Below are 26,973 nucleotides of genomic sequence, written 5' to 3' on the forward strand. Positions count from 1 at the left end.
TAAAGGGCTTCCCGATTTTTGGGAAGCCCTTTTCAATCTAAGGGGGAGAGTAAATGGTATATGATGTTCTTGTTATTGGTGCAGGTCAAGCAGGACTTGCGATTGGATATTACTTAAAACAAACAAAATTATCGTTTCTTATTTTAGATAAGGGAAGTGCTATCGGTGAGAGTTGGAAACACGTATGATTCTTAACCCTTTTTACACCTCGCTCTTATAGTTCTTTACCTGGATTATCAATAAAAGGGGAAGAGAAAATATATCCCATTAAATGGGTTTGCTGGCCGGATGCGGTTCTAAAGAAGAAATTGCATAGATTCAAAACATAAGCCACTACCAGACTTTGTGCTGAATTCCTCTGAAATAGTTCAAGGAACATATGCTATGGCTGCACAATATCCAGAAGTATTGGCATCCGTTCCTTGTTATTGTGGATGTTATGCCGAAGATGGACATGAAAGTAATCTTGATTGCTTTATTGATAGCTTTGGAGACGACATGCAAGTGACAGAATGGGATTCTATGGGTATATCATGAGACATCTGTGTGGAGATCGCCCGTGAGGCGACTGAAATGTATCAAGATGGAAAAGAGTTAAAAGAAATTAATAGATTAATCACTAAAAATATGAATCGTATGGGGAGCCAACTCCTACACCAGTTCCAAAATAGTTAGTTAGAGAAGGGAATATAGAGGATGCATGTGCTTTAGGATTGGATAGTCAAGAGATAATTACAGATGAAAATTCCCAAACTGAAACAGATGGTTGTATGGAATATATGAAAAAAACTGTGATTAATTAAATACTACAATAGGAACATGAGCGAAACTATCCCTTTTGTGCAGGCTATTCTGTCTTACAAGGGGATTTTTCTAAGCCCGAATTTCAATTCCAGTCTATTTGGGTTATTATTAAAGTATATTAATATTATAAATGTCAAAGGGGGTTGGAAATGGTAGAGATTTTACTTGCAGGAATTGCCCCTGGATTAGCTTTATTAAGTTACTTTTATTTAAAAGATAAGTATGAACCAGAACCTGTATTAATGGTACTTTTTACGTTTATTTCTGGGGCGTTGCTTATATTTCCGATAGCATTTATTGAATATGTACTTAAAGTAGAAAATATTGTTAAATATGATTCCATTTATGCAATTTTTTCTTCAGGTTTGGTTGAAGAATTTTTTAAATGGTCTATTTTATTCGTCTTTGCATACAGGAATGTGGAATTTGATGAGCCTTTTGATGGTATTGTCTATGGAACCTCTGTATCTTTGGGGTTTGCAACTGCCGAAAATATTATGTATTTAATGACTAATGGGATGGAATTCGCTCTTACACGTGCATTACTGCCTGTCTCTAGCCATGCCTTGTTTGGAGTTATTATGGGGTATTATATTAGCAAAGCCAAGTTTACAAAAGAATCAAAGCTGCTCTTATTACTGTTTTCTATGATACTTCCAGCTTTATTACATGGAATATTTAATTATTTATTGTTGAACCAAGGATCTTGGCTGTCGCTACCTCCTTATATGGTGTTCTTATGGTGGTTAGGTTTGAGAAAAGTGCAATTGGCGGAAATTTCAAGTTATAATCATTTTAAAAAGAACTATCATATTCAACAAGGAAAGGAATTAAAATCTGGAATGAGATTATACTTTCCATTAAGTAAATAGACGTCTGGAATCTTGTTCAATGACTTATTAATTAAGAAATGCCATGTTTTAGAAGGGAAAGGGAAAAATGACAAAAAGGTTAACTTTGACAATTTCAACAATGTTCATTGTAATGATTTTGGCAATGTGGAGGCTTGAGAAAGATTATATTGAAATTGATTTACAAACGAGAATTTTTATTTCAGCTGGTGCTAGTGTTTTTTCAGGATTGGTATCATACTTCTTATTTTTTAGGGGAGATAAAAACTAATTCTGCTTATGTCTAGAAAAACATGCCAATGACATTGTAAAAAGTTAAATGATCTAGGTTACCCACCTGTTAATTAATTGGTTCCGTAGCTTTTACAAAAGCTGCGGATTTTTTCTGTTTTTGAATGAAAATAGTAAGTGTTTCATTAAACATCTAAATGAAGGGTTTGAATTCTAGAAAGCTGGAAAATAGTTTAATGGATTTAAAGAGAATAAAGGTTGAAATTCAAAATGTTTAAATTCATGATAAAATATGGTGATATGAATCGGAGAGTTTTAATACATCAAGAAAGGGGAAACAGTAACATTGAAGAAATTACTTTTCTTAATTATTTGTACATTATTTATCGTTCCAACTATTGCGAATGCACATACTGCATTGACAACTTCTAACCCAGAAGATGGTCAAGTTGTAACGGAAGACCTAACAGAACTGGTTCTAACGTTTGCAGGACAAATTGAATCATTAAGTACGATGAAATTACTGAAGGATGGAATATGTTAATATCGACTCCTTAAAACCTGGAACTTACGACTATTCTTGTGGAATGGGGATGTATAAAGGTACAATTATTGTTCAATAGGATAGAAACCCCCTTTTAAAAGGGGGGGTTAATATTATTGTAAGGACCACAGTTCCAAGGAGTAAAAGATTTAAGTGTAAAAAAATCTCCACTAAATCAAGGGTTGGGTTGTTGAGGATGATACATTGGAACATTTATTATTAAGTTGCAAAATAGAATATTGAAGCTTGCCAGCCTAGTGGTGGATGTCTTTCTCAATTCAATGTCATCACAAACAGCAGAGTCCCGTGATGTAGTCCATACATTAATTTTCTCATCCATTGTAAGTGATACTCCTTATAATTGCATTTTAATAGATTAAATCAATTGGAAAACTCCACCTAAAAGTATACTGTATTTCAGTGGATCGGAATAATTAGCAAAAATGATGAGAGTAAATTACTATTTTTTGAGGATAAATGTTCATTCTCCGCCTTTTTATTGGACACAAATTAAAATTATTTTTAATCATTAAATCAATCGAAAATACCAATAATAAGAAAAATTGATGTACCTTTTTTCTATATACTTAATAACGAACTTATAGATAATAAATAATAAAGTTGAAGGTGTAAATCCTATGAAAGTAGAAATAATTAGAAAACTAAAACATATAGAGAAAGAATACGATATAAAGATTCTGTATGCTTGTGAAAGTGGATCACGTTCCTGGGGGCAACATAATATTAATAGTGATTATGATATTCGATTTATTTACATACACAGGCCAAATTGGTATCTAACCATAGATTCGCAAAAGGATTTCATTGAGTTGCCAATTAGTGAAAAGCTCGACATCACTGGCTGGGAATTACAAAAGTGTTTAAAATCATATCGAAAATCTAACCCCACAATTCTTGAATGCATACATAGCAAAGTTGTTTATTTAAAGTCGGGTTTAACTGTTAATAAATTAAGGTATCATACCAAAGACATATTTTCACCTAAAGCATGCTTGTACCATTATCTTCACATGGGAGATAAAAATTATCGGAGAAAAAATGTAAAGAATAAAGTTAAAAATTACTTTAACATCCTTAGACCTATACTTTCTGCAAGATGGATAGAAGCAAATAGCCAGTATCCATCAGTGGAGTTTTCTGTTCTTGTAGAAAAAATGGTACCTACTGTAGAAATAAAAGAGGAAATACAAAATTTAATAGTGAAAAAATCAAATGGGGAAAGTACGGTATCTAATGTAGAAAACATTAATGAATTTATCAACAACGAAATAAAACGTTTATTCGAATATGTAAAAACAATTGAAACAAATATAAAAGACCCAACTCCATTATTGAATGATCTTTTTTTAGACAGTTTAAGGGAAAGTTGGGAAATTGAAATCTGATAGATTAAAATTTAAAACAGTTGTTGTGTTAGGGGTCTAAAAAGAGTCTTTTTTGAGTCAAAGGATTGAACACAAAACTCATTTATTTTTTCTCTTTTTGTGTGAAGTTTAAATACAAATCCATTCCAGTGGACAAACTACCGGATTTAAATGGCTGTGAACTAACGAAAGCGTTACGATTATTTCCGTAGGAACATGGGTATCACACACAAGAGCTTATCATGTTTGGGTACCTCGAGCACATCCCGCCGCTGGTCAATTGAGAGATACCATTCCTTTTTGTGAATATAAATAAACCGGATATCGTAGTCACTTTCCTTCGATGGGAAGCCCCAGGCTCTGCTGCCCGATTCACAGGCATATAGGATTTTAACATCATATTCTTCTTCAATTTGTGCAGTACCATTAAGATATGTTCTTTCAATTGTAAGACCTCATTTACTTTATTTGACTGCTTTCCCTATCCTAACCCTAGGTACTGCTAATCAATCATAACATCCTGATGCCCTCTGCAAGGTCAAGGGAATAACGTTCTTATTGCTGAATATATAAACAATAAGGCCTTATTCCTTTTAATAGGGGGTGATAAGATGTTATCAAGACAATTAATTATATACTTTCTGCTTTGTGTAGTTGCAATTTTAATGGTGAAGGAATTTTCATTTAGTCCGGAAACCTTTACTGGTAACGGTAATCCCGTTATTCTTATATTTCCATTTGTCCTGCTGACGTTTGGACTTTTTGGATATGAATTATTTCTGAGATTAAAGGAAGCTTCTTTTAAAAAATCTGCATGGCGAAATGTAGTAATTTGTTCCTTTATCTTTTTCCTTGCTGCGAGTATGTTAGAATTTGAATATTTTAATGAGTTAATTCAAAAATTAGGCGGAACACCCACGAATGAAGAATCTCGAATTTATCACTTTCCATGGTTAAATCAATACACGAATACGATATTTGTTAATTTTTATACCTTCCTCATTTATGCTTCTACATTGACACTCTTCATATCATTCTATCAATGGCTAAAAAATTAATACTTTCTAAAAACAAAATGTTTTATATTGTTGTTTCCATAAAATTTGAACTATAATAGGGTTATAAGTGTTCACAAAATTGTCAAATTTATTTCTCTGAAACAATAGAAATAGGGTAAACCTAATGGGTAGATATGGAGGGGACGGAAATGATTAGAATGGCTGTTGCGGGTGTTTTAGGTTTTGTTCTAATTTTTATTGAAAGCTTGATTGTCATGAAACTAAAGGGTTATCATGGAATCGAGTTTGGGGGCTTAGCACCGTTTATTAACGTGTGGGCCATGAATTTCTTCCTTGTATTTGCTATAATCACCCAAATAACAAATTGGTATCAAGATCGTGTAGGTTTTGAAAGTGGAGAAGAAGATAATATTTATTAAAAAAATGAGCCTCAATCATTTTGTGATTGAGGCTCATTTTTTTTGTTAGGCGTGTTGTTTTACAGTTTCTTTCCCTTTGAAAACAGTTTTGCGCATGAATGGAACCACCCAGCGGTCAAGACCAATGCGGCCTGCATTGTAACCGGCAGTTAAGATGATGAAACCTAAGAATATGTCAGTTGGGTTATGAGATACTGTTCCTGCTAAGAAGAAAGAGAAGTTCATCACTAGACCAAAGAACATAGCTGCTGTTGTTAAACATCCAAGCAAAAGACCTAATCCAATTAATGTTTCTCCCCAAGGAACGATGAAATTAAACACATCAATGTTAGGTAGTGCAAAGCTTTCTAAGAAGTGTACATACCAACTGTAAACCATATTGCCATCTGGACCTTTAACTGGATTCTTTACCGCATTAGCTAGAAAACCTGAAGCGTCGAATGCACCACTCTGTAATTTTCCAAGTCCTGCTGTGAACCAAGCGTAACCAAGGTATAAACGAATAATCGTTAAAATTGCTGCAGAGATTTTATTTTCTCTTAAAAATGTGTTAAACATAATGAATTCCTTCTTTCAAAGATATAATTTGTATTTGATAGTCATACTATAAATGATATTTGTAGTTAACAACACGGCCGTAGTGACAAGTTCACACTTTGTTAAAAATGTTTTGACAGAATCATGAACAACTTAGTTCATATTCATTTTGAAGCATCTCCTTGTTAAATATGTTTTATATATTTACTACACTGCTAATATACCAAATTAATCTTGAATTGAGGATAGTTTGATCACTAATTCACATATCTGTAAAAAAGATTTGAACAAATTGTTAACAAGGGTATTCTTTCAGAATTGATTAAAGGCTAATCTTCAATTCGGAAACCCCCTTTTAAGCCTTCATCTTAGGCGAAATACCAACTACATGGGAGGTGTTTTTTTTATAAAAGGCACTTGATAAAACTAATTGTATTAGTTAAAATAAAACTAATGATATTAGTTAAAAAAGGGAGCTGGTTATTGTGAGAATGCTCAATAATGGATTTTTGTATCAGGTAACATTTATGGCAAGTGTCTTTCCAGTCAATTGTTATTTGGTTGAGGAAGAGGATGGATTGACGTTAATTGACGCAGCACTTCCCTTTAGTATGAAGGGAATATTTAAGGGAGCAGAAATAATTGGGAAGCCCATTACAAGAATTGTTTTAACACATGCGCATGAGGACCATGTGGGGGCACTTGATAGGATAAAGGAAGAACTCCCGGACGTGCCTGTTTATATTTCGGGGAGGGATAACAGAATAATGAATGGTGACACTTCACTTGAAGAGCATGAGCACCAAACTCCGATTAAGGGCGGCGTTCCGAAAAAGCTGAAGACCAGAGCGAATATACTATTGAAAGAAGGAGACCTAATCGGATCATTGGCAGCCATTGAAACTCCGGGGCATACACCGGGTTCGATGTCTTTCCTTGATATTCGCTCAAAGGCACTGATAGCAGGGGATGCTTACCAAACTAGAGGAGGAATTGCTGTAGCGGGTGATATCGTGCCATGGTTTCCTTTTCCGGCCTTTGGTACATGGAGTAAAGAAACTTCTATAGTAAGTGCAAAGAAATTGGTGAATTATCAGCCTAAGCTACTAGCAGTTGGACACGGTGAAATGCTGGAAAACCCGATTAGGGAAATGGAACAGGCTATTAATCGACTAGAGAAGAAATTGAAATAAAGGGGTTTATGAAAATGTCACCAAGACCAAAGGTTGGACTTGAATTATCAGAGATTCTCGGAGCAGCAGCGGAGTTGGCGGATCAATTTGGGATGCAGGAGGTTACTTTGGCAAACTTAGCGAAAAAATTAGGAATCCGTCCTCCTTCTTTATATAACCATTTTGATGGGATGGCTGGGCTAAGAAAGAAAATGGCGATTTATGGGCTAGACCGGTTATATGAGGATTTAGCCCAATCTGCTATTGGAGTGTCTGGAGATGAGGCAGTACTCACGATTAGTAAAGCCTATGTTGATTTTACACGGAAACATCCTGGGATTTATGAGGCAACCTTGATGGCACCTGATATGGAAGATGAAGATGTTCAACATGCAGGTTCTAAGATTGTTGACCTTACTGTTCGCGTCCTGCAGTACTATAGATTAGAAGGGGACACCGCCATACATGCAGTACGAGGATTCCGTAGCATTTTACATGGCTTTTCTTCATTAGAGCAGCGGGGCGGTTTTAAAATGTCATTAGATTTAAATGAAAGCCTGGAAATCATAATAAAAGCGTTTATTCATGGTATGCGTGAGAAGTAAGGTTATTAGGGGCAAAAACAGGTGTATTTCCAGAAAGAAAGAATACGACAGATTGTATCTATGATTGGTGCGGCCTAATAATATCTAAAAAAAATTAGACGTATTTTAGCGAAAAACCTTAAACTAGTAAGTCAAAGTAGATCATCTTATTACGTTTTATAATAATAATTTTTCTATTCGTTACCGTCTATCTACTTTTTCAGCCTGAGCGGGCACGAATAGCCACTATTCGTTACCACAAACCTCCTTTTTCAGCCTGAGCGGGCACGAATAGCTTCTATTCTTTACCGCAAACCTCTTTTTTCAGCTTGAATGGGCACGAATAGCCTCTGCTTTACAAAACTGGCCTATAATCCTACTAGTGTTACCGACCAATCGAAAAAAGCCAGCCGAAAGTTTGGCTAGCTCTCAAAAAGGTTATGCACTTGGATCGCTAAAAGGCGTCACGGCCCAACCGGCACCATTTCACTCGCCATTGTTAAACTCCAAAAGACCTATCCAAGTTCAAGTCTTTTTTTTAAAATAAGATGTTATAATGTATGTAATATCTCGATTAAAGGAATGAAATTTATGCAGAAATTTGAGAAGTTAGGTTTAGTTGTTGACGTTGAAACGACCGGGTTAGGGCCAACTACAGATGAAGTAATAGAACTAGCGTTGAAATTGTTTTCTTATCACACAGACACCGGCGAAGTCCAAGAAATTATTGAAGAAGATTCCTTTTTAAGAGAACCGCTTTCCAGTTCTGCTAGAAGGAACTATGACCGTGCATATCAAATTCACGGGATTCCCTATGAATTAGTAGAAGGGAAGATCTTCACGGATGGTAAGATTAAAACTTATTTTCACCGTGCTGACTCCGTCTTCGCTCACAATGCTTCCTTTGACCGAAGCTTTCTCTATCATATGTACCCAGAAGTGAATGATTTAAAATGGTATTGTACCATGCGGGGTGTTAAATGGAAAAACTACGGCTTTCCTAATGGTAAACTCCTAACACTACTGCAAGCACACCAAATTACAAACCACCAAACACATAGAGCACTTGACGATATTACATACCTCATGGACCTGCTCAGAAAAACAAGTCCTAATGGAAATCTCTATCTTCAAGAAGTACTCGAAAATGGACCGATGAGAAAATACCAGCCTGCTGCCACTCGAAGTAAAATGGGATAAAAGCTCCATCCATAAACACAGAAAAAACAGATCAAAAAGTCATTAAAGGGTTCCGTTTTGAAGTGTATTTCTTAAAATACGTGCCGAAATGACTGTCGTATTGGCATCGTTATGGTATATAAAAAAGTAAAACTCGCCATATCATCATAATTGGCGAGTTTCTTTATTAGGAAAGCAAAATAAGCGGAGACATTCCGGTTAAAAGCGGATTTGAGCTCGTTTCGGAGTATATAAGGGGAGATTTTCCGACTATTCAAAGCAAAATCTCCCATTTTCGAATTTTTCGAGCCAATAAGCGGAATCTCTCCGTCTATTTAATCCATTTTTTATAATAATTACCAAATAAACGGAAATTATCCGTTTATTTATCAGCCCGGTTGCTTAATCTAACCTACTTCCCAACCGATTGTAACTGTCCGCCTGAGGTGGACAGTGTCCACGGGCGGTGACAGGCACCGTAACAGTGGCACCATAACCGTCGTCACAGTCACAATTACCCCATTACCCCATTACCCCATTACCTATTTAAATATCTCTCTTCAACGATTTTTCGGTGATGCATTTCGTGGCCAACGATGATGTAGGCGATGGCTCTGGTGGTGATTTCCATTCCGTTTGCGTTGCCTATATTTGCCCACACTCCGGCAGGGATGTTTTGGATAAGGGTGATGGCGGCGTTTCTTGTTGCTTTGAAGTCTTCAAGGATGGCCTCCATCGATAGGTTATGGGTTTGGGCTGCCTCAACATAATCTGTTTCATTAAACCCGGCTAAAGGGGTTTGATCTCCGCGGCTTACACGAAGCAGGCGATAGGTCATAATTCTTTCCGTATCGATTATATGTCCAAGGACTTCTTTCACACTCCATTTACCCGGAGCATAACTATGATTAGCCGCCTCTTCGGAAAGCCCCTTAAAAAGATTAACCACCTCTAAGAGATTATCCTGCAAAATCTCTACAATCTCACCATTTGGAACCAGTTGAATATAGGGCTGATAGTAATCTGGATACTCGTTTTCTGTTGGACGTTGAAGCATTGAATTCTCCACTCCTCTCAATTCTATATATTTTATTTGGAAATATCTCCATTACTAAATTCATCCTATCATATAATTAAAGCGGTTTGAATTGATAAACACAGCGCCTTTTGTCTAAAGATGGAAAATCCGTAAAATGAAAAAAAAAAATGTATAACGCTTACAAATTTATATTGACGGATTTTGTCGACGGTGATATTCTATGTATACAGTCAGTTTGTTAGTTCATTAAACAAATTAATTGGGATAATTATACACTCTCGAGAAGTTATAAAAAAGCAATGAGCATTTTTGTAAAGGGATTCACAAAAATATGCATCAACTTGTCTTAGCAATTATTTAAAGGGTTTACATTTATTATTTTAGAACTATTTAATGGGAGGGTTAATAATGGCTAGAGCAATACAACAGAAAGTTGAAACCCCACAAAATGGTGGGAAAGCAGTACGCCCTTTTGGGATGAAAGATAAATTAGGTTACTTGTTCGGTGATTTTGGAAACGATTTCTTCTTTATTTTAGTTGCAGCTTTCCTTATGGTTTATTACACCGATGTATATGGTCTTAATCCAGCTGCTGTCGGTGGACTATTCCTGATCGCACGTTTATGGGATGCAGTTGCTGACATTACATGGGGTCGCTTCATCGATACAAGGAAAGCAGGAAAGAATGGAAAGTTCAGACCTTGGATCTTTAGAATGTCATTTCCACTTGTCATTACTGGTATATTAATGTTTGTTCATATTCCAGGAATGTCTGATGGATTTTACCTTGCTTATGCATATGTAACCTATATTATTTGGGGAACATTATATTCTACTGTTAATATTCCTTATGGCTCTATGGCTTCTGTAATCACAGGTGATCCTGTTGAACGTACGGCATTATCTAGCTGGAGAACATTAGGTGGGAACTTAGCTGGGTTAATCATTAATGTTGTAGGACCAATGATTTTGTTTGTTGACAATAAAGCAGATGCAAATCGATTCCTTTTAGGCGCTATCATTTTCGGTGTTCTTGCAATCGCTTGTTATATGGCATGCTATAAATTATCTGTTGAACGTATTGTAATTGATGAAACAAATAAACCAAAAGCGAACTTTGGCAAAACTGTAAAAGGTCTTGGTAAAAACAGACCACTCATTGTGTTCCTTACTCTTTCTTTACTGTTCTTGGTTTGCTTTATGTTAATTGGTACTGTAAACGTGTATTTATTTAAGGATTTCTTTGGAAACGCTAAAGCATTAAGTATGGTTGGTCTTCTTCAATCAGTGGCAGTATTTGTTGGTATGCCAATGATAAAACCGTTAGTTTCAAAATTTGGTAAAAAAGAAGTGGCCTCAGGTGGTCTCTTACTTGCAGCAATTGTATATGCGGTTTTATTTTTCTTACCTAACTTAACAGCAACACAATTTATCGCAGTTTTAACAGTTGGTATGTTTGGTTATGGAATTTTCAACCTAGTTATTTGGGCTTTCGTTACAGACATCATTGATTACCATGAGTATTTAACAGGACTTCGTGAAGATGGAACTGTTTACTCTATCTACTCAATGGCTCGTAAAATTGGACAGGCAGTTGCTGGTGGTGTTGGTGGTGCAGCGATTGCAGCGGTTGGTTACCATGCTGGTGCCGAAGCTCAATCAGCTGAAACGCTACAAGGAATTCATACACTTGCTACATTAGTACCAGCAGTGATACTTACTGTTATATTCTTAATGATTGTATTCCTGTATCCATTAAACAAAAAGCGCACAGAACAACTTGCAATTGATTTAGCTGAAAGAAGAAGTTCAAAATAAAATTAAATTAAATTATATTTGAGGAAAAAGGCTGCGAAGATAATTTGCTGCCTTTTTCTATGCTAAAAAAACCCTTTTTCCATTTTGCTTAAAGGGTTAAATCGTTATTAGGTCGAAAACTGGAAGTCGCTAACGACCTACTGGCAAATAAATTGCATTTTAAAAAACAGAAAACAAAATTATTGACGAATAACAAAAATGGGAATATTATAAGTATGCATTTAATTTGTTGGTTTAATAAACAAATTAATTAACGCAGTAGACATTCTCGTGAGTAATTTAGTAAGGGGTTACACAAAATAGTTTCAAAGCAATTGCAACCAGAAATGATTTTTTAGATTATATTTTGGGGAGGGGTATAGAAATGGTTCAAGCATTGCAAAAGAAAGAAGAAACCCCACAATCAGGTGGGAAAACTGTACGTCCATTTGGGATGAGAGATAAATTAGGTTACTTATTTGGTGATTTTGGAAACGATTTCTTCTTTGTTCTAGCCGCCTCTTTCTTGATGGTGTTCTATACGGATATTTTTCATATTAATCCAGCTCATGTAGGAATTTTATTTACGGTCGCACGTCTGTGGGATGCTTTTGCTGACGTAACATGGGGCCGTTTCATTGATACTAGAAAGGCAACTGCTCAAGGGAAATTTAGACCATGGATTTTAAGAATGTCATTGCCACTTGTAATCATGGGTATATTGATGTTCGTAAAGATACCTGGTATGTCTGATGGGTTTTACCTTGCTTATGCATATGTAACATATATTGTATGGGGAACATTATATTCTACTGTTAATATTCCTTATGGCTCCATGGCTTCAGTGATCACAGGTGACCCTGTAGAACGTACTTCACTATCAAGCTGGAGAACTTTAGGTGGTCAAATGGCAGGTTTAGTTATAAACGTAGTTGGACCAATTATTTTATTCGTTAATAATAAACCGGATGCAAATCGTTTCATTATCGCAGCATTAATTTTCGGCGGGCTTGCACTTGTTTGTTATATTGCTTGAAACAAATAAAGAAAAAGTGAATTTTGGCCAAACAGTGAAGGGGCTCACTAAAAATAAACCATTAATGGTGTTCCTTGTAGCAGCATTAGCATTCATGATTGTCTTTATGTTAATAGGTACGGTAAACGTATATCTATTTAAAGATTATTTCACAAATGCAAAAGCATTAAGTATGGTTGGTCTTCTTCAAGCAGTTGCAGTATTTGTCGCAATGCCATTTATTCAACCATTAGTTAAGAGATTTGGTAAAAAAGAAGTGGCGTCTGGCGGCTTATTAATTGCGACTCTTGTATACGCAATTCTATATTTCCTTCCAAATTTAACGGCAACACAATTTATCGGTGTGTTAACAGTTGCTATGTTTGGTTATGGTACTTTTAACCTTGTTGTTTGGGCGTTTGTTACAGATGTAATCGATTATCACGAGTATTTAACCGGTCTCAGGGAAGATGGTACCGTTTACTCTATCTACTCAATGGCACGGAAAATCGGTCAAGCGGTTGCTGGTGGTGTTGGTGGTGCAGCGATTGCAGCTGTAGGTTACACTGCAGGTGCCGAAGCACAAACAGCTGAAACTTTACAAGGAATTCATACACTTGGTACTTTAGTACCTGCAATTGTACTTGGTGTAGTATTCCTAATGATTGTATTCTTATATCCATTGAACAAAAAGCGTACGGAGCAACTTACAGCTGATTTAGCTGCAAGGAGATTTAAAAAATAATAAATCATTTTCAAAAAAGTAGCTATGATTTAGCTATCTTTTTTATTGCTGAAAAATCCCCTTTTGCGTAAATGCTAAAAGGGGATTTGCAGTAATAAAGTATTAAATGTTAACGCTTGCGCTTTTTTTGGTATCGACTTGATAGTTGAAATTCAACATCGGGACATTTAAGAAATGCTTAATTGCAAGTGCGCAAGCACCTAGAACGGCAGAATTCCTGCCAATTGTAGAAATCTGAAGTGCACGGTAATGGCTGATGGAAGAATTCAAATTTCCTCTAATTTTATCGAGAGAATTCGGATAGATACGCAAGAGCTCACTATCAAGCACCAGTACGTCAGGGTTGTACATATTGATCATATTATTTAAGCCAATTGAAAGGTAGAAGGTGAATTGTTCCATTAGTTGGATTACTTCTTCATCGCCTTCATCAAGCCATTGTTGAATATGGTCATACGTAATAGGTTTGATATTCCGTTTCTCTGATAAAGTATTGAAAATAACATTCTCAGAAGCATATCTTTCCCAGCAGCCTTTATTTCCACAATTGCATTGGATTCCATTTGGTACAACAATCATGTGTCCAATCTCACCAGCGAAGCCATCATGCCCTCGGAAAAACTCATTGTTCATCATCATTCCCAGACCAATACCCGAATAAAGAGTGGCAGCTAACAAGTTATCGGTCTCGTGGTTTACAAATACTCTCTCCGCAAAGGCACTTAGATTCGCATTGTTTTCTAGGTAAACGTTGATGTCGATTTGTTTTTCTAAGTCTGATTTAAGGCTAATGTTGTTCCAGCGCAAGCGTGGTACATAATGAATGGTTTCATCTTTTCCGACTAGACCATGAATTGCAATAACAATTCCGATAATTCCGTATTGACTGAAAGCGTATTCACTTTTGAATATTCTAATTTGTTCTACTATGAGATTTAATATCTCCTGATAGTTTGAAGTATTGGTTTCAATCCTTTTAGAGCTGACAGGACTGCCGATAAGATTAGAAACAGTAAAAGAAATGTGGTCATAATCAAGGTCAATGCCTAGAGCGAAACCTGCCTCACTGTTTAAGGAAAGCATGATTGGCTTTCTTCCAACTGAATAATGCTCAAGTTGTGTCTCTATTATTAGACCTTCGTCAATTAAATCTGCTACCTGTGCTGAAATGGTTGCACGTGTCAGAGCGGTCACTTTTGATAAGTCTGCTCTAGAAATTAAACCTTCTTTGACTATTTCTCTTAGAATAATTGAGCGATTAATTTTTTTAATGTATGCCGCGTCACCGGTAATCATTTGTATCCTCCATTCGAGCAGCTTTATTACTATAATCCTAGTATAACAGGTTATTTCATGTAGGTCTCTTTGTTTCAAAAAAAATTCATAATCTTTCAATTGACTTAACAAAATAAACATGATAAGTTGGTATTGTAATTAATTTGTTTACTAAACAAATTAAGAAATGCAATTTCATTGGAATTTTTTAATATATTTGTAAGGGTTTACAGATAACAATAATGTAAGTTAATTCAGGAGGGTTTCGAATGAAAAACTTTTTAGACAAAGACTTCTTGTTAAATACTGAAACATCCATTAAATTATTTGAAAATGCAGCCCAGGGACTGCCGATATTTGACTTCCATTGTCACCTTGATCCACAAGAGGTTTGGGAAAATAAGTCATATGAAAATATCACCCAATTATGGCTTGGGGGAGACCATTACAAATGGCGCACCATGCGTATGAACGGTATTGGCGAAAAGTACATTACCGGTGATGCAAGCGATTGGGAGAAATTCGCTGCATGGGCAGAAACCGTACCAAACCTAATTGGTAACCCGCTTTATCATTGGACTCACATGGAGTTAAAAATGTTCTTTGGAATTGAAAAATTACTAAGTCCTGCAACTGCACGTGAGATTTACGATGAATGTAATGAGAAGTTAAAAACTTCGGATTATACAGCTAGAGCTTTTATTGCAAAATCGAATGTGAAGTTTATCGGTACAACCGATGATCCTAATTCAACATTGGAATACCATCGTTTACTGAAGAATGATGAATCCTTTACTCCAATTATTGCACCAACATTCCGTCCGGATGGAGCTCTATTTATTGAGCGTCCTACATTTGTCAGCTGGACCCGGAAATTAGAAGAGGTATCTGGTATTAAGGTTGATTCACTCGATGGATTCTTGAAGGCATTGCAGCAACGTGTTGATTTCTTCCATGAAAATGGCGGCCGTGCATCCGATCATGATATTCAAAAAATGGAATACGTTGAAACAACAAAGGAGGAGATTGAAGGTATTTTCAATAAGCGAGTAAGCGGCGAACAGCTTTCTAATGATGAGCTTGTTGCTTACCGTTGGTTCCTATTAACAGAGCTTGGAAAAATGTATGCTGGCAAACAATGGGTGATGCAGCTTCATATGGGTGCAATTAGAAATAACAACACAAAAATGAAAGAGCTTATTGGAACGGACACTGGCTTTGATTCAGTTGGTGAATCTAATTTTGCCGAAGGCCTATCTAAATTCCTTGATACTCTTGAGCAGCAAGATGCATTACCAAGAACAGTATTGTTTAACCTAAATCCTAAAGATAATCCAGTTCTAGCAGGTATGATGGGGAACTTCTATGAAGAAGGCGTTCCAGGTAAAATTCAATTTGGTTCTGGCTGGTGGTTTAATGACCATATCGACGGAATGGAAAGACAAATGAAAGATCTTGCAAACGTTGGTCTTTTAAGCCACTTTATTGGAATGTTGACAGATTCTCGCAGCTTCCTTTCTTATGCTCGTCATGAATATTTCCGTCGTATTCTTTGCAATCTATTAGGAGAATGGGCAGAAAGCGGACTAGCGCATAATGATTTGGAATTCCTTGAGAAAATGGTTAGAAATATTGGCTACAATAACGCAGAGAAGTATTTTTTACAGCGCTAAGAATTTAAGTTAAGATTAAGGGGCGCCCTTTATAAGGCTCACCCCTTTATTACATAGTTATTCTGTGTTAAAAGTTCTTATTTGAGCAAGATAAAGCTGGAGCGATAAAAAAATAGGATTAAGGAAGAAAGAGGGATAAATAATGTCTAAACAACAAATTGGTGTAGTTGGTTTGGCTGTAATGGGTAAAAACCTAGCTTTAAATATTGAAAGCCGCGGTTATTCTGTCGCTGTATTCAACCGTTCTTATGACAAAACGGAAGAATTCTTGAAGAACGAAGCTGAAGGAAAGAACTTTGTAGGCGCACGTACTGTTGAAGAATTCGTTAATTCATTAGAAAAGCCTCGCAAAATTTTGTTAATGGTTAAAGCAGGTACTGCAACAGATGCTACCATTGACTCATTAAAGCCATTTCTTGAAGAAGGCGATATCCTGATTGATGGCGGAAATACATTCTTCCAAGATACAATCAGACGTAATAAGGAACTAGAATCAGCAGGGTTCCATTTCATTGGAACTGGAGTTTCTGGTGGAGAAGAGGGCGCATTAAAAGGTCCTTCTATCATGCCTGGCGGTAAGGAAGAAGCTTATAACCTTGTTAAACCAATCTTAGAAGCCATTTCTGCAAAAGTAGAGGGCGATCCTTGCTGCACGTATATTGGTCCAAATGGTGCAGGTCACTATGTGAAAATGGTTCATAACGGAATCGAATATGGAGATATGCAGTTAATCTGTGAGGCTTATTTTATCTTGAAAAATGTCCTTGGTTTAGATGCGAAAGAGCTTCATGAGGTCTTCGCTGAATGGAATAAAGGCGAATTAGACAGCTATTTGATTGAAATCACTGCAGATATCTTTACAAAAGTGGACGAAGAAACAGGTAAACCAATGGTTGACTTGATCCTCGATACTGCTGGTCAGAAGGGTACTGGTAAGTGGACAAGCCAAAACGCTTTAGATTTAGGTGTTCCACTTCCAATTATCACTGAATCCGTATTTGCCCGCTTTATTTCAGCTTTGAAGGATGAGCGTATTAAAGCAAGCAAGGTTCTTAATGGACCTGAAGTTAAGAACTTTGAAGGCAATAAAGAAGAATTAATCGAAGCTGTTCGTAAAGCATTGTATATGAGTAAAATTGTTTCTTATGCACAAGGTTTTGCGCAAATGCGTGCTGCATCTGAAGAATACGATTGGAATCTTCGTTACGGCGATATCGCGATGATTTTCCGTGGAGGTTGTATCATTCGTGCACAATTCTTACAAAAAATTAAAGATGCTTATGACCGCGAGCCTGAATTAAGGAACTTATTATTAGATCCTTACTTTAAAGAAATCGTTGAAAACTATCAGCAGCCATTACGTCAAGTTCTTGCTGTTGCCATTGAGCGTGGAATCCCAGTTCCATCCTTTGCAAGCGCAATTGCTTACTATGATAGCTATCGTACTGAAACACTTCCAGCGAATCTTCTGCAAGCACAACGCGACTATTTTGGAGCACATACGTATCAACGTATTGATAAAGAGGGAGTATTCCACACAAATTGGATGGAATAAGGCTACTATAAAAAAACAAATATGAACCACCTGCAAAAGGAGACAAAAACTAGCCCTAAATGCTGTAATTGTCTCCTTTTTGTTTGTCTAAAAATCATAGTGAAAAAGCAATATCAGTCAATTTTTTGATATTATTGAGCAGTTTTAGAGAATGTTTTTTGTTTATTTCTGCAATATAATATAAATATGTTCAGTTAACAAACTACGATGTTAACGCTTACTTCTAAGGGTGTGAAAGCAATGGGAAAGTTAACGAACTCTTCATTAAGAAAAAGAGTAATGGATGAGTGGATATACGGTTTTTACCGAATTCAGGGAGTTGACTTTTACAACTTTAATTTTCACTCACATCAAGAATATGAGATTTATTTTTTTCACTCGGGTGATTGTAAGTATTTAATTAACAATCGGATTTACGAGTTGCAGCCTGGAGACATCATTCTACTGGACGGAATGACATTGCATAAAGCGAATCCAGGAACAGACAGTACGTATACAAGAAGTATGCTTCATTTTTCACCTAAATGGCTCCAGGAGTCATTAATTGGACTTGGTATCCCTAATTTGTTAGATCCGTTTAAAAAACTTAACAATTGCTTACTTCGCACTGGTTACGATGAATTTGGACAATTTGTGGATGGCAGGATTAAGGAAATAGCTCACTCGCTTTCTCATATTGATGAAGAATTCCAGCGGACAGGTAAGAAAAATGAGCTACTGGAAGCAGAAGTAAAACTTGAGTTAATTCAATTATTGATGGGAATTTATAAAATGAGTCAAAAGGAATTATCTCAAGTGACGAGTAAAAGGTCGGAAAAAGAACTTCATGCGGAGTCTATTGCCTCTTGGATTAATGATCACTATGCTGAAAAAGTCAGTTTAGACAGAATTGCAGAAGAGTTAAGTTTGAGTAAGTATTATGCTTCACATATTTTTAAAGAAGTCACTGGTTTTACCGTGATGGAATATGTGATGGCATGCCGGCTTAATCAGGTAAAGTATTTGTTGGAAATGGAGCCTGATCAATCATTAACAGATATTTCTCGTGCAACAGGCTTTGAGAGTGTAGCCCATTTCAGCCGCTTTTTTAAAGAAAAGGTCGGTACTACTCCTTCACAATATCGTAAAACGAAACTGAATAGTCGTATTCCTAGCAATAAAGGAGGAAAAGAATAAATGAATCAGGATTTATTGATTTCAGGATTTTCAGATGAAATTTCATCTGAATTTGATACCCAGCTTGAGGTTGTCTCAAATTTAGGGATGAAATATATTTCGTTACGCGGCATTGATGGGAAAAATATTGGTGATTTTTCTGTTGATGAAATCAAAGAAACCGTACAGCCAAGACTGCAAAAAGCTGGAATTGGTGTTTCTTCCATCGGATCACCTATTGGTAAAGTATTTATCAATGACGAAGAAGGCTTTGCGAAACAAAAGCTTATGCTGGACATGCTTTGCCAAATTAGCAACTTGCTCGATTGCAAATATATGCGAATCTTCAGCTTCTATATTCCTAAGGGTGAGGATGCAGATCAATATCATGGTGAAGTGGTTAGAAAACTTAAGGAATATGCTGCAATTGCAGAAAAATATAATGTGATTTTACTTCATGAAAATGAAAAAGATATCTTTGGTGATATTGCTAGACGCTGTCATGAGATTTTGACAGAAGTTGGTTCTCCGTACTTTAAAGGGATTTTCGACTTCGCTAATTTCGTACAGTGCGGTGAGGATACACTGGAGTGTTACGATCTCTTAAAGGATGAGATTGTTTATATACACATAAAGGATGCTGTAACATCTGATAGCCAAAACGTTGTCTGTGGCACTGGAGAAGGGAAAATACCAGAAATTTTAGCTCAGTTTATTAAGAGCGGCTATAAAGGCTTTTTAACCCTTGAGCCACATCTCGTTCTCTTTGATTCTCTAAAGGATTTAGAGCTTGAGGATGCGACTGAGATCATAAAAGACGACAAAGGGCTGGACGGTGCCGGCGGTTACAAGCTTCAATATGAAGCACTTTTAGATATTCTAAACAAAATTGAAAGCGAGGAAATTTAATTATGGCTGATGTAAGATTAGGGATTATTGGATTGGGTGCAGAAGGCGGCATGTATGCTAATTTCATTACTGAAGGCAAAGTTAAAAACATGGTGATTGGTGCGATCTGTGATAATGATCCTACTAAAAAGGAAGTAGCAGAAGAGAAGTATCCTGGTGTTCCTTTCTACGATAATTATATCGAAATGCTTGAAAGTGGTGATGTTGACGCAGTCGTTACAACTGTACCGCATTATCTCCATCCTGAAATGGGAATCGAAGCACTAAAAAGAGATATTCATGCATTAGTGGAAAAACCAGCTGGTGTTTATACAAAACAAGTTAAAGAGTTAAATGACTTTGCAGCATCAAAGCCTGAACTTAAGTTTGCAATCTTCTTTAACCAGCGTACAAATCCACTTTATAAAAAAGTAAAAGAAATTATTGATAATGGTGAGATTGGCAGCATTCGCAGTACCAACTGGATTATTACTACTTGGTGGAGACCACAAGGGTACTACGATCAAAGTGAATGGAGAGCAACTTGGGGCGGAGAAGGCGGCGGTGTCCTTGTAAACCAAGCACCACACCAAATTGACTTGCTTCAATGGATTTGCGGTATGCCGAAAAAGGTTTATGCAAAAATAAACTATGGTTCTCAAAGAGATATTGTCGTTGAAGACGATGTGACTGCAGTATTTGATTATGGAAATGGTGCAACAGGTGTATTTGTAACTCGTACGCACGATGTAGTGGGGACAGACCGTTTAGAAATCGTTGGCGATAAAGGAAAAATTATTGTAGATAAAAGTAGTAAAGTAACCATCAAACGTCTTACAAGACCTGAAAGTGAAATGAGTGCAACCATGAGCATGCAAGATGTAATGAAAATTTTCATGGGCGGCAGCCAAGATGATGTTTTCTCTGAGGAAGTACTTGATTTTGGCAATGTTTGGGGCGAACAGCACATTGCTGTATTAGAAGACTTTGCTTCTGCTGTTGTAGAAGGAACCCCATTATTAGCTCCAGGCAGCGACGGAATTAATGGTGTTAGACTTGCAAATGCCATGCACCTGTCAAGCTGGTTAGGCAAGGAAATCGAAGTACCATTTGATGAAGATTTATTCCTAGAAGAATTAAATAAGCGAATTGCCGAAGAAGGTAAATATCCGGTTAGAAAGTAATCTACACATTAAACGAACTCATCGCTCATGCAGCTTTGAGTTCGTTTCAAAAGTCTGCTTTCGCAAATATTGTTGTTAAAATCTTAAAGCCGATTTTAACGTGGAATTATCTATTTTGCGCTTTAGAATTTAGTTTGCTGGCTCTTTTCTTTTTAAATTTTTGTTCTAAAAAGCAACAAAGTTTAAGAAAAGAGCCTTTAAAAAAGGGGAGAAGCAAATGCTAAAAGTAGCAGTAATAGGACTTGGGGATATTTCGAAAATTCATATTCCAGCTATACAAGCTAACCCAAATGCTGAGTTAGTGGCAGTATGTGATCTTGATGAGTCATTAAAAGATTCTGTACCTGGTGTAAACTTTTATACGGATTTTCACGAGATGCTTGAAAAAGAAAACCTTGATGTTGTCCATAATTGTCTGCCTCACTATCTACACTACCCTGTAACAAGAGATTGTGTAGAAGCGGGAGTTCATGTTTTTCAAGAAAAGCCGCTGGGCTTGAACACGGAAGAAGGACAGGCACTTGTAAAACTAGAGGAAGACCACAGTGATGTTAAAATCGGGGTGTGTCTGCAAAACCGTTATAATGAGTCGTTTGAAATGCTTCAGGAGATTCTAAAGAGCGGCGAATATGGCAAGGTCACAGGGGTAAAAGGTTTGGTGTCTTGGTATCGGCCGAAGGCTTATTATGATGTGAAACCTTGGCGTGGAAAAATGGAGTTTGCCGGTGGCGGTTCCATGATTAATCAATCCCTTCATACCCTAGATTTGATACAGCTTGTAGGCGGAAAAATAGAATCAATAAAGGGTTCAGTAGACCAATTATTGGATTATGGTATTGAAGTAGAAGACACTGCCTCTGCACATATTCTCTTCCAAAACGGAGCAAAAGGATTATTCTTTTCAACGAATGCTAATGCTGAGAACTCCAGTGTCGAACTTGAGGTCTATCTTGAAAAAGGTAAATTTATCATTAAAGACAGCATTCTTATGAGAGTAAATGAAGAGGGGAAAAAAGAAGAATTGGTAGAAGACGCTAAACTGCCTGGATCGAAATTCTATTACGGTGCCAGCCATGCGAAAACAATCAATCAATTCTATACCTGTATTTTACAGGGCACTGAAGATTATGTTCATGCAAAGGATGCTCTTGTTTCCATACAAATGATTGATGCCATTCGACTTTCTTCAGAGACAAAACAAAGTATTAAAATGGAGGGATAACCATGAAAAAAGGTAAAATCGGCGTTCAAATGATGATGCTAAAAGGCAAAGTAGAAGAACTCGGTGTATATGAAACAATGAGAAAGGTAAGAGAGCTTGGCTATGGAGCTGTAGAAGTATCACAAATTCCCATGACAACCGAAAATGTTGCCGAGTTAAAAAGAGCAAGTGAAGACTTTGATATCAAAATTGCAGCGTTATCTGCAGCGGTTGAACCAATGGTGCCCGGCATGCCTGGCGAGACCTTGTCTAACGATTTTGATAAAATTGTAAGCGATTGTAAGACGTTAAACTGTAACTTCCTGCGCATCGGTATGATGCCTTTAACTGTTATGGGACATAAAGATAAAATCATGGAATTTATTGATAAAGCAGAAGGATTGGCCCATAGATTAGCTGAACATGGAATTGAATTGTATTACCATACACACCATTTGGAATTCCAAAAATATGATGGTGTATATTTGCTGGACCTAATTAAAAATAACACAACTAAGCTGGGTTTTGAGTTAGATGTTCACTGGATCCAAAGAGCTGGCGAAAATCCTGTGGAGTTCGTAAAAAAATACAAGGGCCGTATTTCATTATTACACTTGAAGGATTATCGAATTGGGCAGATGGATCTAAGTGAAGTCGACTTCAAAGATATGGCTAAATTCATGCACATCTTCACGAATACGATTGAATTTGCAGAACTTGGTGAAGGAAACCTTGATCTTAAAGCAATTATAGAAGCAGGTCTTGAGAGTGGGGCCCAGTATTTCTTGGTAGAACAAGATAATACCTATGGACGAGACCCATTCGAATGTCTAGAAGTTTCCGCTAATCACCTAAGAAATCTAGGTTACGCTGACTGGTTTTAATATATTGAAATAAAAAAAGACGAGAAAGGCAGTGGGTTTCACTGCCTTTTTTCATTTGAAAAATTTAGTCCAGATAAAGACTTACACGTGTATTTTTATAGAAAAAAAGGTATTCCATCAACGGAATCTTTAGAAAATTAAAAAACTATTGACTGCAGAAACTAGAGATGATATTCTTTATTTAATAATTAGTTCATTAAACTAATTAAAAAATTAAATAATAGTTTGCTAGCAATTTATATTTTTTTATCTATTTATGAAAGGGTTTTCATAGAAAGGAGTGGCAAGTAAAGGGGTAGTGAATTTTCGATAATCTAAGGTTTATTGGTATAAACAGGGGATAATTAGGGAGAGAATTTTTTCAATATTCAAAAGAATGAAAGCGGTTAATTATTAGGGGGCGAAATCATGTCAAATGTTAAAGTGGATAATAGTAATCAATACAACAAAGCGAAATTATGGCAAATTGGTTTGTTTACATTAAATAATACCTCAACCAATCTTCATTTGTTTGTATTAGGTTTTGTCACTTATTATGCAACTGGAATAGCTGGACTCGCAGTAATGCTGGTAAGTTCGCTATTAATGGCAGCGCGGTTATTTGATGGGATAATCGATCCTGCGATTGGCTTTATCATTGACAAAACAGAGGGGAAATTCGGAAAATTTACGCCGTTAATTGTAATCGGTAATATTATTTCAGCAGGTACTATACTAGCGATCTATAATGTAACTCATCATTTACCAGCGTCTACTCAATTTCTTTTCTTTACTGCGATGTTAATTGTAAACAAAATCGGTTATTCATTACAAACAAGTGTGACAAAGGCTGCACAAACGGTTTTGACGAATGATCCAAAGCAGCGCCCATTATATGCAATTTTTGACGGAGTTTATAATGCTGCACTTTTCACAGGCGGACAAATTTACGTTTCTGCTGTTCTAATGGTAAAGCACGGTGGGTTTAATCTTGGTTTGTTTACGGAATTAAATGGTTATGGACTTCTTCTTTCTGCAGTATTTGCGGTACTAGCAATCGTAGGTATTTGGTCAAAAGATAAGAAGGAATTTTATGGTTTAGCAGAAGAAGGAACTCAAACCACTCTTCGTGAATATTGGGGAGTTATTAAAGGAAACAGACCATTACAAATGCTATCTCTTTCGGCGTCTTTTGATAAACTAGCAACTAGTATTCTTCGTTATTCCGTAGTTGGAGTTATGTTGTTTGGTATTTTGCTAGGAGATTATGCATTAAGCGGAAAAATTGGTCTTATTACATTAGTACCAGTTTTATTGATCACCTTCTTAGTAGTCGGAATTGCAAGAAAGACAGGTTTAAAGAAATCCTATGTTACTTCGGCCTGGATCGGAATGCTTTCCTTCTTGGGGTTGATTGCTCTATTCTTATTCATTGATCCTGCTTCGGTTTCACTTTCTAATATCGGTGTTGCCACTATTCTTTTCATAGTCTTATATTCATTAGCCTTGGGCTTTGGAGGCATTCCAACAACACTTGTTGTTCCTATGATTGCCGATGTTTCGGACTATGAAACACATAAATCAGGTCGTTATGTACCGGGTATGATGGGCACGATTTTCTCATTCATTGATCAGCTCGTTTCATCTTTAGCTCCAACAATCGTAGGTGCTATTGTTGGTATCATCGGTTATAAAGAAAAATTCCCTGAGGTTGGGGAAGCTTTAACTTCACCATTGTTTGTTGTAACCTTATTACTGGCATTCGGTTTACCAGCACTATGTTTGTTAGTTTCCATTACAGCAATGAAATTCTATAAACTAGATCATAAAGAAATGGAAAAAATTCAATCTGGTATTGCTGAAATGAAAGCAAATGGGAAAAAAGATAATAAAGTTGCAATTTAATTTAGTTGAAATTTGGAACCCTGGCGAATGCTGGGGTTTTATTGCATAAGGTTGTTTTAGTTAATTGTTGTTTAAATCCTAAAGCCGATTTTAACGTGCAACTATCTATTTTGTGCTTGATTAAGCTTGCAAGCTCTTTTCTTACAAGGCAATGTAGAAACAAAACTTAGCTAATACAAGGGCTTTTAAGATAAAGATGAAATAAAGTTTAAGAAAAGAGCCAAATAAAAAAACCAATTCACATTTTATTTGCGTGAATTGGTTACAATTGGTTCGTGCGTATCAAATGGTAAGTACTTTGAGTTCTTCTCAAACTTCTCAATTAATTTTAACAAAACCTTTTTCATGTGTTTAACCCCCCGTGATTTGATACTCTTATTATCAGATATTCGGGTACTTTTCACAATGTTGGTGAAAACGGAAACAAAGGCAATGAAAACGAGAACAATGTTGGTGAAAGCGTGTGTCAGCGCCTATTTCCTTATATTTACTCCGTTTTTCTTTCTTTTTCATTGTTTTAAATGATTGGAAAGCATTTACAAGAAAAAAACCCCTCAGTTATTGAGGGATAAACTCTTGTTGAGTTTTGGATTCTTCAAAAGCTAAGCTTAACTCTTTAATTTCTAAAAAGTTCTTAATTGCTAAGGCACAAGCGCCCATACTGCAAGCATTTTTACCAAATTCTGAAATCTGTAGTTTCCGATATTGACCCACCGTTGATGTTAGATGTGCTTTAATTTCTTCTAATGCGTTCGGATATAATCGAAGCAGTTCACTATTAATCACTAAAATCTCTGGATTATAGAGGTTGATAATATTATTAAGTCCATATGATAGAAACTTTATATAATCCTTCATTAACCTATTGGTGACTGGATCCTGCTCTATGAACCATTGATGGATGTGTTCATAGGTTACCTCTATATTGTTATGACTCTCAGACAGTTTTTTTACAAAACTTGATTCAGAGGCGTATTGTTCCCAGCATCCTAAATTTCCACATCTGCAGGGAAGACCATCTGGAACGATAATCATATGGCCAATCTCGCCTGCATAGCCATCGCAGCCTTTAAGTAATTTACTATTTACCATAATTCCTAGACCAATTCCCGAATACAAACTAACAGATAATAAGTTTTCACTTTGATAATGTTTATAAACGATCTCAGCGAAAGAACACAAGTTAGCGTTATTTTCCACAAAGATAGTGATACCGGTTTCATTTTGGAGATCAGTTTTTAAATCTTTATTATGCCATTGATGGTAAGGGACAAAATAGATGGTTTCATCGTTATTTACGATTCCGTGTATTCCAATGACTACTCCGATTAAGCCATATCGTGCATGTGAACATTTCTCTTTATAAATGGTAATTTGTTTTGCCAACCATTTTAGAATCAAAACATAATCAGACGTTTCCATCACGATTGAATGGGTGTGCAGTGGAGTACCGCTGATATCAGATAAGGTAAAAGTAATAGTATTCTTATCTAGGTCAATTCCTAACGCAAATCCTGCTTGTTTGTTAATCGAAAGCATAATAGGTCTTCTGCCTAGGTTCTTATGCTCAGCTTGAGTTTCAATAAGTAATTCCTCAGCTAATAATTCAGCTGCCTGTACTGAAATGGTTGCTTTATTTAGGCCAGTAATCTTTGCTAAATCTGCACGAGATATAAGGCCGTGTTCAATTATTTTACTAATGATTAATGATCGATTTATCTTTTTTATAAATGATGCATCTCCGGTGACCATATAAAGCACCTCCTATGTTAATTTCTAATGAAAAATGGGTAATTGCAGTTCATAACAATTGACGTAAATAATCCATAATGTTATTATACAGGTAATTAGTTTGTTTGGTAAACAAATTAAATTACTATATTAAAATTATTTTCCAAACAAATCTTTTTTATTTACTTTTGAAAGGGATTACACACTTTTTTCTGACAGAAA

25 protein-coding genes and 3 pseudogenes are annotated in these 26,973 nt (G+C 36.2%); 23 read left to right on the plus strand and 5 right to left on the minus strand.

Going from position 1 to position 26,973, the window contains the following annotated elements:
• Positions 1 to 53: 53 nt before the first annotated feature.
• From QNH48_RS30510 to QNH48_RS04270, 7 genes and pseudogenes are all read left to right on the plus strand, one after another.
• Positions 54 to 272: pseudogene (locus tag QNH48_RS30510) on the plus strand (NAD(P)-binding domain-containing protein); the annotation flags it as partial.
• Positions 272 to 671: pseudogene (locus QNH48_RS30435) on the plus strand (PCYCGC motif-containing (lipo)protein). The pseudogenes QNH48_RS30510 and QNH48_RS30435, both read left to right, overlap by 1 nt.
• Positions 672 to 953: 282 nt before the next feature.
• Positions 954 to 1,676, plus strand: a complete 723-nt coding sequence (gene prsW, locus QNH48_RS04255) for a glutamic-type intramembrane protease PrsW (RefSeq protein WP_283953899.1) — start codon at positions 954 to 956, stop codon at positions 1,674 to 1,676.
• A 100-nt stretch (positions 1,677 to 1,776) separates the two neighbouring features.
• Positions 1,777 to 1,926, plus strand: coding sequence for a histidine kinase (locus QNH48_RS04260; protein ID WP_283953900.1), 150 nt, complete (start codon positions 1,777 to 1,779; stop codon positions 1,924 to 1,926).
• Between the two features lie 306 nt (positions 1,927 to 2,232).
• Positions 2,233 to 2,430 (plus strand): copper resistance CopC family protein, encoded by a 198-nt coding sequence (locus tag QNH48_RS04265; protein ID WP_283953901.1) that lies wholly within the window; start codon positions 2,233 to 2,235, stop codon positions 2,428 to 2,430.
• Positions 2,417 to 2,509, plus strand: a complete 93-nt coding sequence (locus tag QNH48_RS30515; RefSeq protein ID WP_481858457.1) for a cupredoxin domain-containing protein — start codon at positions 2,417 to 2,419, stop codon at positions 2,507 to 2,509. The genes QNH48_RS04265 and QNH48_RS30515 overlap by 14 nt, the downstream gene beginning before the upstream one ends.
• A 559-nt stretch (positions 2,510 to 3,068) precedes the next feature.
• Positions 3,069 to 3,836: a nucleotidyltransferase domain-containing protein gene (locus QNH48_RS04270; protein ID WP_283953902.1), complete on the plus strand. Its 768-nt coding sequence runs from the start codon at positions 3,069 to 3,071 to the stop codon at positions 3,834 to 3,836.
• A gap of 212 nt (positions 3,837 to 4,048) precedes the next feature.
• Here QNH48_RS04270 and QNH48_RS04275 read toward each other — a convergent pair.
• Positions 4,049 to 4,261 (minus strand): annotated as a pseudogene (locus QNH48_RS04275) (DNA polymerase beta superfamily protein); the annotation flags it as partial.
• Between the two features lie 165 nt (positions 4,262 to 4,426).
• Between QNH48_RS04275 and QNH48_RS04280 the strand changes: the two are divergent.
• Positions 4,427 to 4,873: a hypothetical protein gene (locus QNH48_RS04280; RefSeq protein WP_283953903.1), complete on the plus strand. Its 447-nt coding sequence runs from the start codon at positions 4,427 to 4,429 to the stop codon at positions 4,871 to 4,873.
• A 149-nt stretch (positions 4,874 to 5,022) separates the two neighbouring features.
• Positions 5,023 to 5,253: a hypothetical protein gene (locus tag QNH48_RS04285; RefSeq protein ID WP_283953904.1), complete on the plus strand. Its 231-nt coding sequence runs from the start codon at positions 5,023 to 5,025 to the stop codon at positions 5,251 to 5,253.
• A 45-nt stretch (positions 5,254 to 5,298) separates the two neighbouring features.
• Here QNH48_RS04285 and QNH48_RS04290 read toward each other — a convergent pair whose 3' ends face one another.
• Positions 5,299 to 5,811: a DoxX family membrane protein gene (locus QNH48_RS04290; RefSeq protein WP_283953905.1), complete on the minus strand. Its 513-nt coding sequence runs from the start codon at positions 5,809 to 5,811 to the stop codon at positions 5,299 to 5,301.
• Between the two features lie 464 nt (positions 5,812 to 6,275).
• Here QNH48_RS04290 and QNH48_RS04295 point away from each other — a divergent pair, with 464 nt between their 5' ends.
• From QNH48_RS04295 to QNH48_RS04305, 3 genes are all read left to right on the plus strand, one after another.
• Entirely contained in the window at positions 6,276 to 6,983 is a 708-nt protein-coding gene (locus QNH48_RS04295) for an MBL fold metallo-hydrolase (protein WP_283953906.1), read from the plus strand.
• A gap of 14 nt (positions 6,984 to 6,997) precedes the next feature.
• Complete coding sequence (locus QNH48_RS04300; RefSeq protein ID WP_283953907.1) at positions 6,998 to 7,567, plus strand: TetR/AcrR family transcriptional regulator; 570 nt, start codon at positions 6,998 to 7,000, stop codon at positions 7,565 to 7,567.
• Positions 7,568 to 8,137: 570 nt separating this feature from the next.
• On the plus strand, positions 8,138 to 8,746 hold the full coding sequence (locus tag QNH48_RS04305) for an exonuclease domain-containing protein (RefSeq protein WP_283953908.1): 609 nt from the start codon (positions 8,138 to 8,140) through the stop codon (positions 8,744 to 8,746).
• 517 nt (positions 8,747 to 9,263) lie between these two features.
• Here the strand turns inward: QNH48_RS04305 and QNH48_RS04310 are convergent.
• Complete coding sequence (locus QNH48_RS04310) at positions 9,264 to 9,794, minus strand: DinB family protein (protein WP_283953909.1); 531 nt, start codon at positions 9,792 to 9,794, stop codon at positions 9,264 to 9,266.
• A 378-nt stretch (positions 9,795 to 10,172) separates the two neighbouring features.
• Between QNH48_RS04310 and QNH48_RS04315 the strand changes: the two genes are divergently transcribed.
• From QNH48_RS04315 to QNH48_RS30445, 3 genes are all read left to right on the plus strand, one after another.
• Positions 10,173 to 11,582, plus strand: coding sequence for an MFS transporter (locus QNH48_RS04315; RefSeq protein ID WP_283953910.1), 1,410 nt, complete (start codon positions 10,173 to 10,175; stop codon positions 11,580 to 11,582).
• A 364-nt stretch (positions 11,583 to 11,946) separates the two neighbouring features.
• Complete coding sequence (locus QNH48_RS30440) at positions 11,947 to 12,597, plus strand: MFS transporter (protein ID WP_349655118.1); 651 nt, start codon at positions 11,947 to 11,949, stop codon at positions 12,595 to 12,597.
• Positions 12,578 to 13,321, plus strand: a complete 744-nt coding sequence (locus QNH48_RS30445; protein ID WP_349655119.1) for an MFS transporter — start codon at positions 12,578 to 12,580, stop codon at positions 13,319 to 13,321. Before QNH48_RS30440 ends, QNH48_RS30445 begins: the two co-directional genes overlap by 20 nt.
• Before the next feature lie 102 nt (positions 13,322 to 13,423).
• On the opposite strand, the gene QNH48_RS04325 is transcribed toward QNH48_RS30445, so the two are convergent.
• Positions 13,424 to 14,617 (minus strand): ROK family transcriptional regulator, encoded by a 1,194-nt coding sequence (locus QNH48_RS04325; RefSeq protein ID WP_283953911.1) that lies wholly within the window; start codon positions 14,615 to 14,617, stop codon positions 13,424 to 13,426.
• 248 nt (positions 14,618 to 14,865) lie between these two features.
• On the opposite strand from QNH48_RS04325, the gene uxaC reads away from it, so the two are divergent.
• The 8 genes from uxaC to QNH48_RS04365 all read left to right on the plus strand — a co-directional run bounded on the left by uxaC (position 14,866) and on the right by QNH48_RS04365 (position 25,020).
• A complete protein-coding gene (gene uxaC, locus QNH48_RS04330) occupies positions 14,866 to 16,269 on the plus strand; it encodes a glucuronate isomerase (RefSeq protein WP_283953912.1) in 1,404 nt (467 codons plus the stop codon).
• Between the two features lie 142 nt (positions 16,270 to 16,411).
• A complete protein-coding gene (gene gndA, locus QNH48_RS04335; RefSeq protein ID WP_283953913.1) occupies positions 16,412 to 17,824 on the plus strand; it encodes an NADP-dependent phosphogluconate dehydrogenase in 1,413 nt (470 codons plus the stop codon).
• A gap of 240 nt (positions 17,825 to 18,064) precedes the next feature.
• Positions 18,065 to 19,000 (plus strand): AraC family transcriptional regulator, encoded by a 936-nt coding sequence (locus QNH48_RS04340; protein ID WP_283953914.1) that lies wholly within the window; start codon positions 18,065 to 18,067, stop codon positions 18,998 to 19,000.
• Positions 19,001 to 19,888, plus strand: a complete 888-nt coding sequence (locus tag QNH48_RS04345; RefSeq protein ID WP_283953915.1) for a sugar phosphate isomerase/epimerase family protein — start codon at positions 19,001 to 19,003, stop codon at positions 19,886 to 19,888. It begins immediately after the preceding gene.
• Positions 19,889 to 19,890: 2 nt separating this feature from the next.
• A complete protein-coding gene (locus QNH48_RS04350) occupies positions 19,891 to 21,051 on the plus strand; it encodes a Gfo/Idh/MocA family protein (protein ID WP_283953916.1) in 1,161 nt (386 codons plus the stop codon).
• A 217-nt stretch (positions 21,052 to 21,268) separates the two neighbouring features.
• The gene (locus tag QNH48_RS04355; RefSeq protein ID WP_283953917.1) at positions 21,269 to 22,273 is read left to right on the plus strand and encodes a Gfo/Idh/MocA family protein; all 1,005 of its coding nucleotides are present in this window, start codon (positions 21,269 to 21,271) and stop codon (positions 22,271 to 22,273) included.
• A gap of 2 nt (positions 22,274 to 22,275) precedes the next feature.
• Positions 22,276 to 23,136: a sugar phosphate isomerase/epimerase family protein gene (locus tag QNH48_RS04360; protein ID WP_283953918.1), complete on the plus strand. Its 861-nt coding sequence runs from the start codon at positions 22,276 to 22,278 to the stop codon at positions 23,134 to 23,136.
• A gap of 408 nt (positions 23,137 to 23,544) precedes the next feature.
• The gene (locus QNH48_RS04365) at positions 23,545 to 25,020 is read left to right on the plus strand and encodes an MFS transporter (protein ID WP_283953919.1); all 1,476 of its coding nucleotides are present in this window, start codon (positions 23,545 to 23,547) and stop codon (positions 25,018 to 25,020) included.
• Between the two features lie 558 nt (positions 25,021 to 25,578).
• On the opposite strand, the gene QNH48_RS04370 is transcribed toward QNH48_RS04365, so the two are convergent.
• Complete coding sequence (locus QNH48_RS04370) at positions 25,579 to 26,772, minus strand: ROK family protein (RefSeq protein ID WP_283953920.1); 1,194 nt, start codon at positions 26,770 to 26,772, stop codon at positions 25,579 to 25,581.
• Positions 26,773 to 26,973 lie beyond the last annotated feature (201 nt).

This window comes from Neobacillus sp. YX16 (assembly GCF_030123505.1).
Classification (GTDB): domain Bacteria; phylum Bacillota; class Bacilli; order Bacillales; family Cytobacillaceae; genus Neobacillus.

Excerpts from the sequence above, each read along its gene's own strand:
- QNH48_RS04280 (WP_283953903.1), top strand. The coding sequence starts at position 4,427 with ATGTTATCAAGACAATTAATTATATACTTTCTGCTTTGTGTAGTTGCA.
- QNH48_RS04350 (WP_283953916.1), top strand. The coding sequence starts at position 19,891 with ATGGCTGATGTAAGATTAGGGATTATTGGATTGGGTGCAGAAGGCGGC.
- QNH48_RS04300 (WP_283953907.1), top strand. The coding sequence starts at position 6,998 with ATGTCACCAAGACCAAAGGTTGGACTTGAATTATCAGAGATTCTCGGA.
- QNH48_RS30440 (WP_349655118.1), top strand. The coding sequence starts at position 11,947 with ATGGTTCAAGCATTGCAAAAGAAAGAAGAAACCCCACAATCAGGTGGG.
- QNH48_RS04260 (WP_283953900.1), top strand. The coding sequence starts at position 1,777 with ATGTTCATTGTAATGATTTTGGCAATGTGGAGGCTTGAGAAAGATTAT.
- QNH48_RS04315 (WP_283953910.1), top strand. The coding sequence starts at position 10,173 with ATGGCTAGAGCAATACAACAGAAAGTTGAAACCCCACAAAATGGTGGG.
- prsW (WP_283953899.1), top strand. The coding sequence starts at position 954 with ATGGTAGAGATTTTACTTGCAGGAATTGCCCCTGGATTAGCTTTATTA.
- QNH48_RS04305 (WP_283953908.1), top strand. The coding sequence starts at position 8,138 with ATGCAGAAATTTGAGAAGTTAGGTTTAGTTGTTGACGTTGAAACGACC.
- QNH48_RS04355 (WP_283953917.1), top strand. The coding sequence starts at position 21,269 with ATGCTAAAAGTAGCAGTAATAGGACTTGGGGATATTTCGAAAATTCAT.
- gndA (WP_283953913.1), top strand. The coding sequence starts at position 16,412 with ATGTCTAAACAACAAATTGGTGTAGTTGGTTTGGCTGTAATGGGTAAA.
- QNH48_RS04365 (WP_283953919.1), top strand. The coding sequence starts at position 23,545 with ATGTCAAATGTTAAAGTGGATAATAGTAATCAATACAACAAAGCGAAA.
- QNH48_RS04325 (WP_283953911.1), bottom strand. The coding sequence starts at position 14,617 with ATGATTACCGGTGACGCGGCATACATTAAAAAAATTAATCGCTCAATT.
- QNH48_RS04360 (WP_283953918.1), top strand. The coding sequence starts at position 22,276 with ATGAAAAAAGGTAAAATCGGCGTTCAAATGATGATGCTAAAAGGCAAA.
- QNH48_RS04285 (WP_283953904.1), top strand. The coding sequence starts at position 5,023 with ATGATTAGAATGGCTGTTGCGGGTGTTTTAGGTTTTGTTCTAATTTTT.
- QNH48_RS04340 (WP_283953914.1), top strand. The coding sequence starts at position 18,065 with ATGGGAAAGTTAACGAACTCTTCATTAAGAAAAAGAGTAATGGATGAG.
- QNH48_RS30515 (WP_481858457.1), top strand. The coding sequence starts at position 2,417 with ATGGAATATGTTAATATCGACTCCTTAAAACCTGGAACTTACGACTAT.
- QNH48_RS04370 (WP_283953920.1), bottom strand. The coding sequence starts at position 26,772 with ATGGTCACCGGAGATGCATCATTTATAAAAAAGATAAATCGATCATTA.
- QNH48_RS04270 (WP_283953902.1), top strand. The coding sequence starts at position 3,069 with ATGAAAGTAGAAATAATTAGAAAACTAAAACATATAGAGAAAGAATAC.
- QNH48_RS04345 (WP_283953915.1), top strand. The coding sequence starts at position 19,001 with ATGAATCAGGATTTATTGATTTCAGGATTTTCAGATGAAATTTCATCT.
- QNH48_RS04290 (WP_283953905.1), bottom strand. The coding sequence starts at position 5,811 with ATGTTTAACACATTTTTAAGAGAAAATAAAATCTCTGCAGCAATTTTA.
- uxaC (WP_283953912.1), top strand. The coding sequence starts at position 14,866 with ATGAAAAACTTTTTAGACAAAGACTTCTTGTTAAATACTGAAACATCC.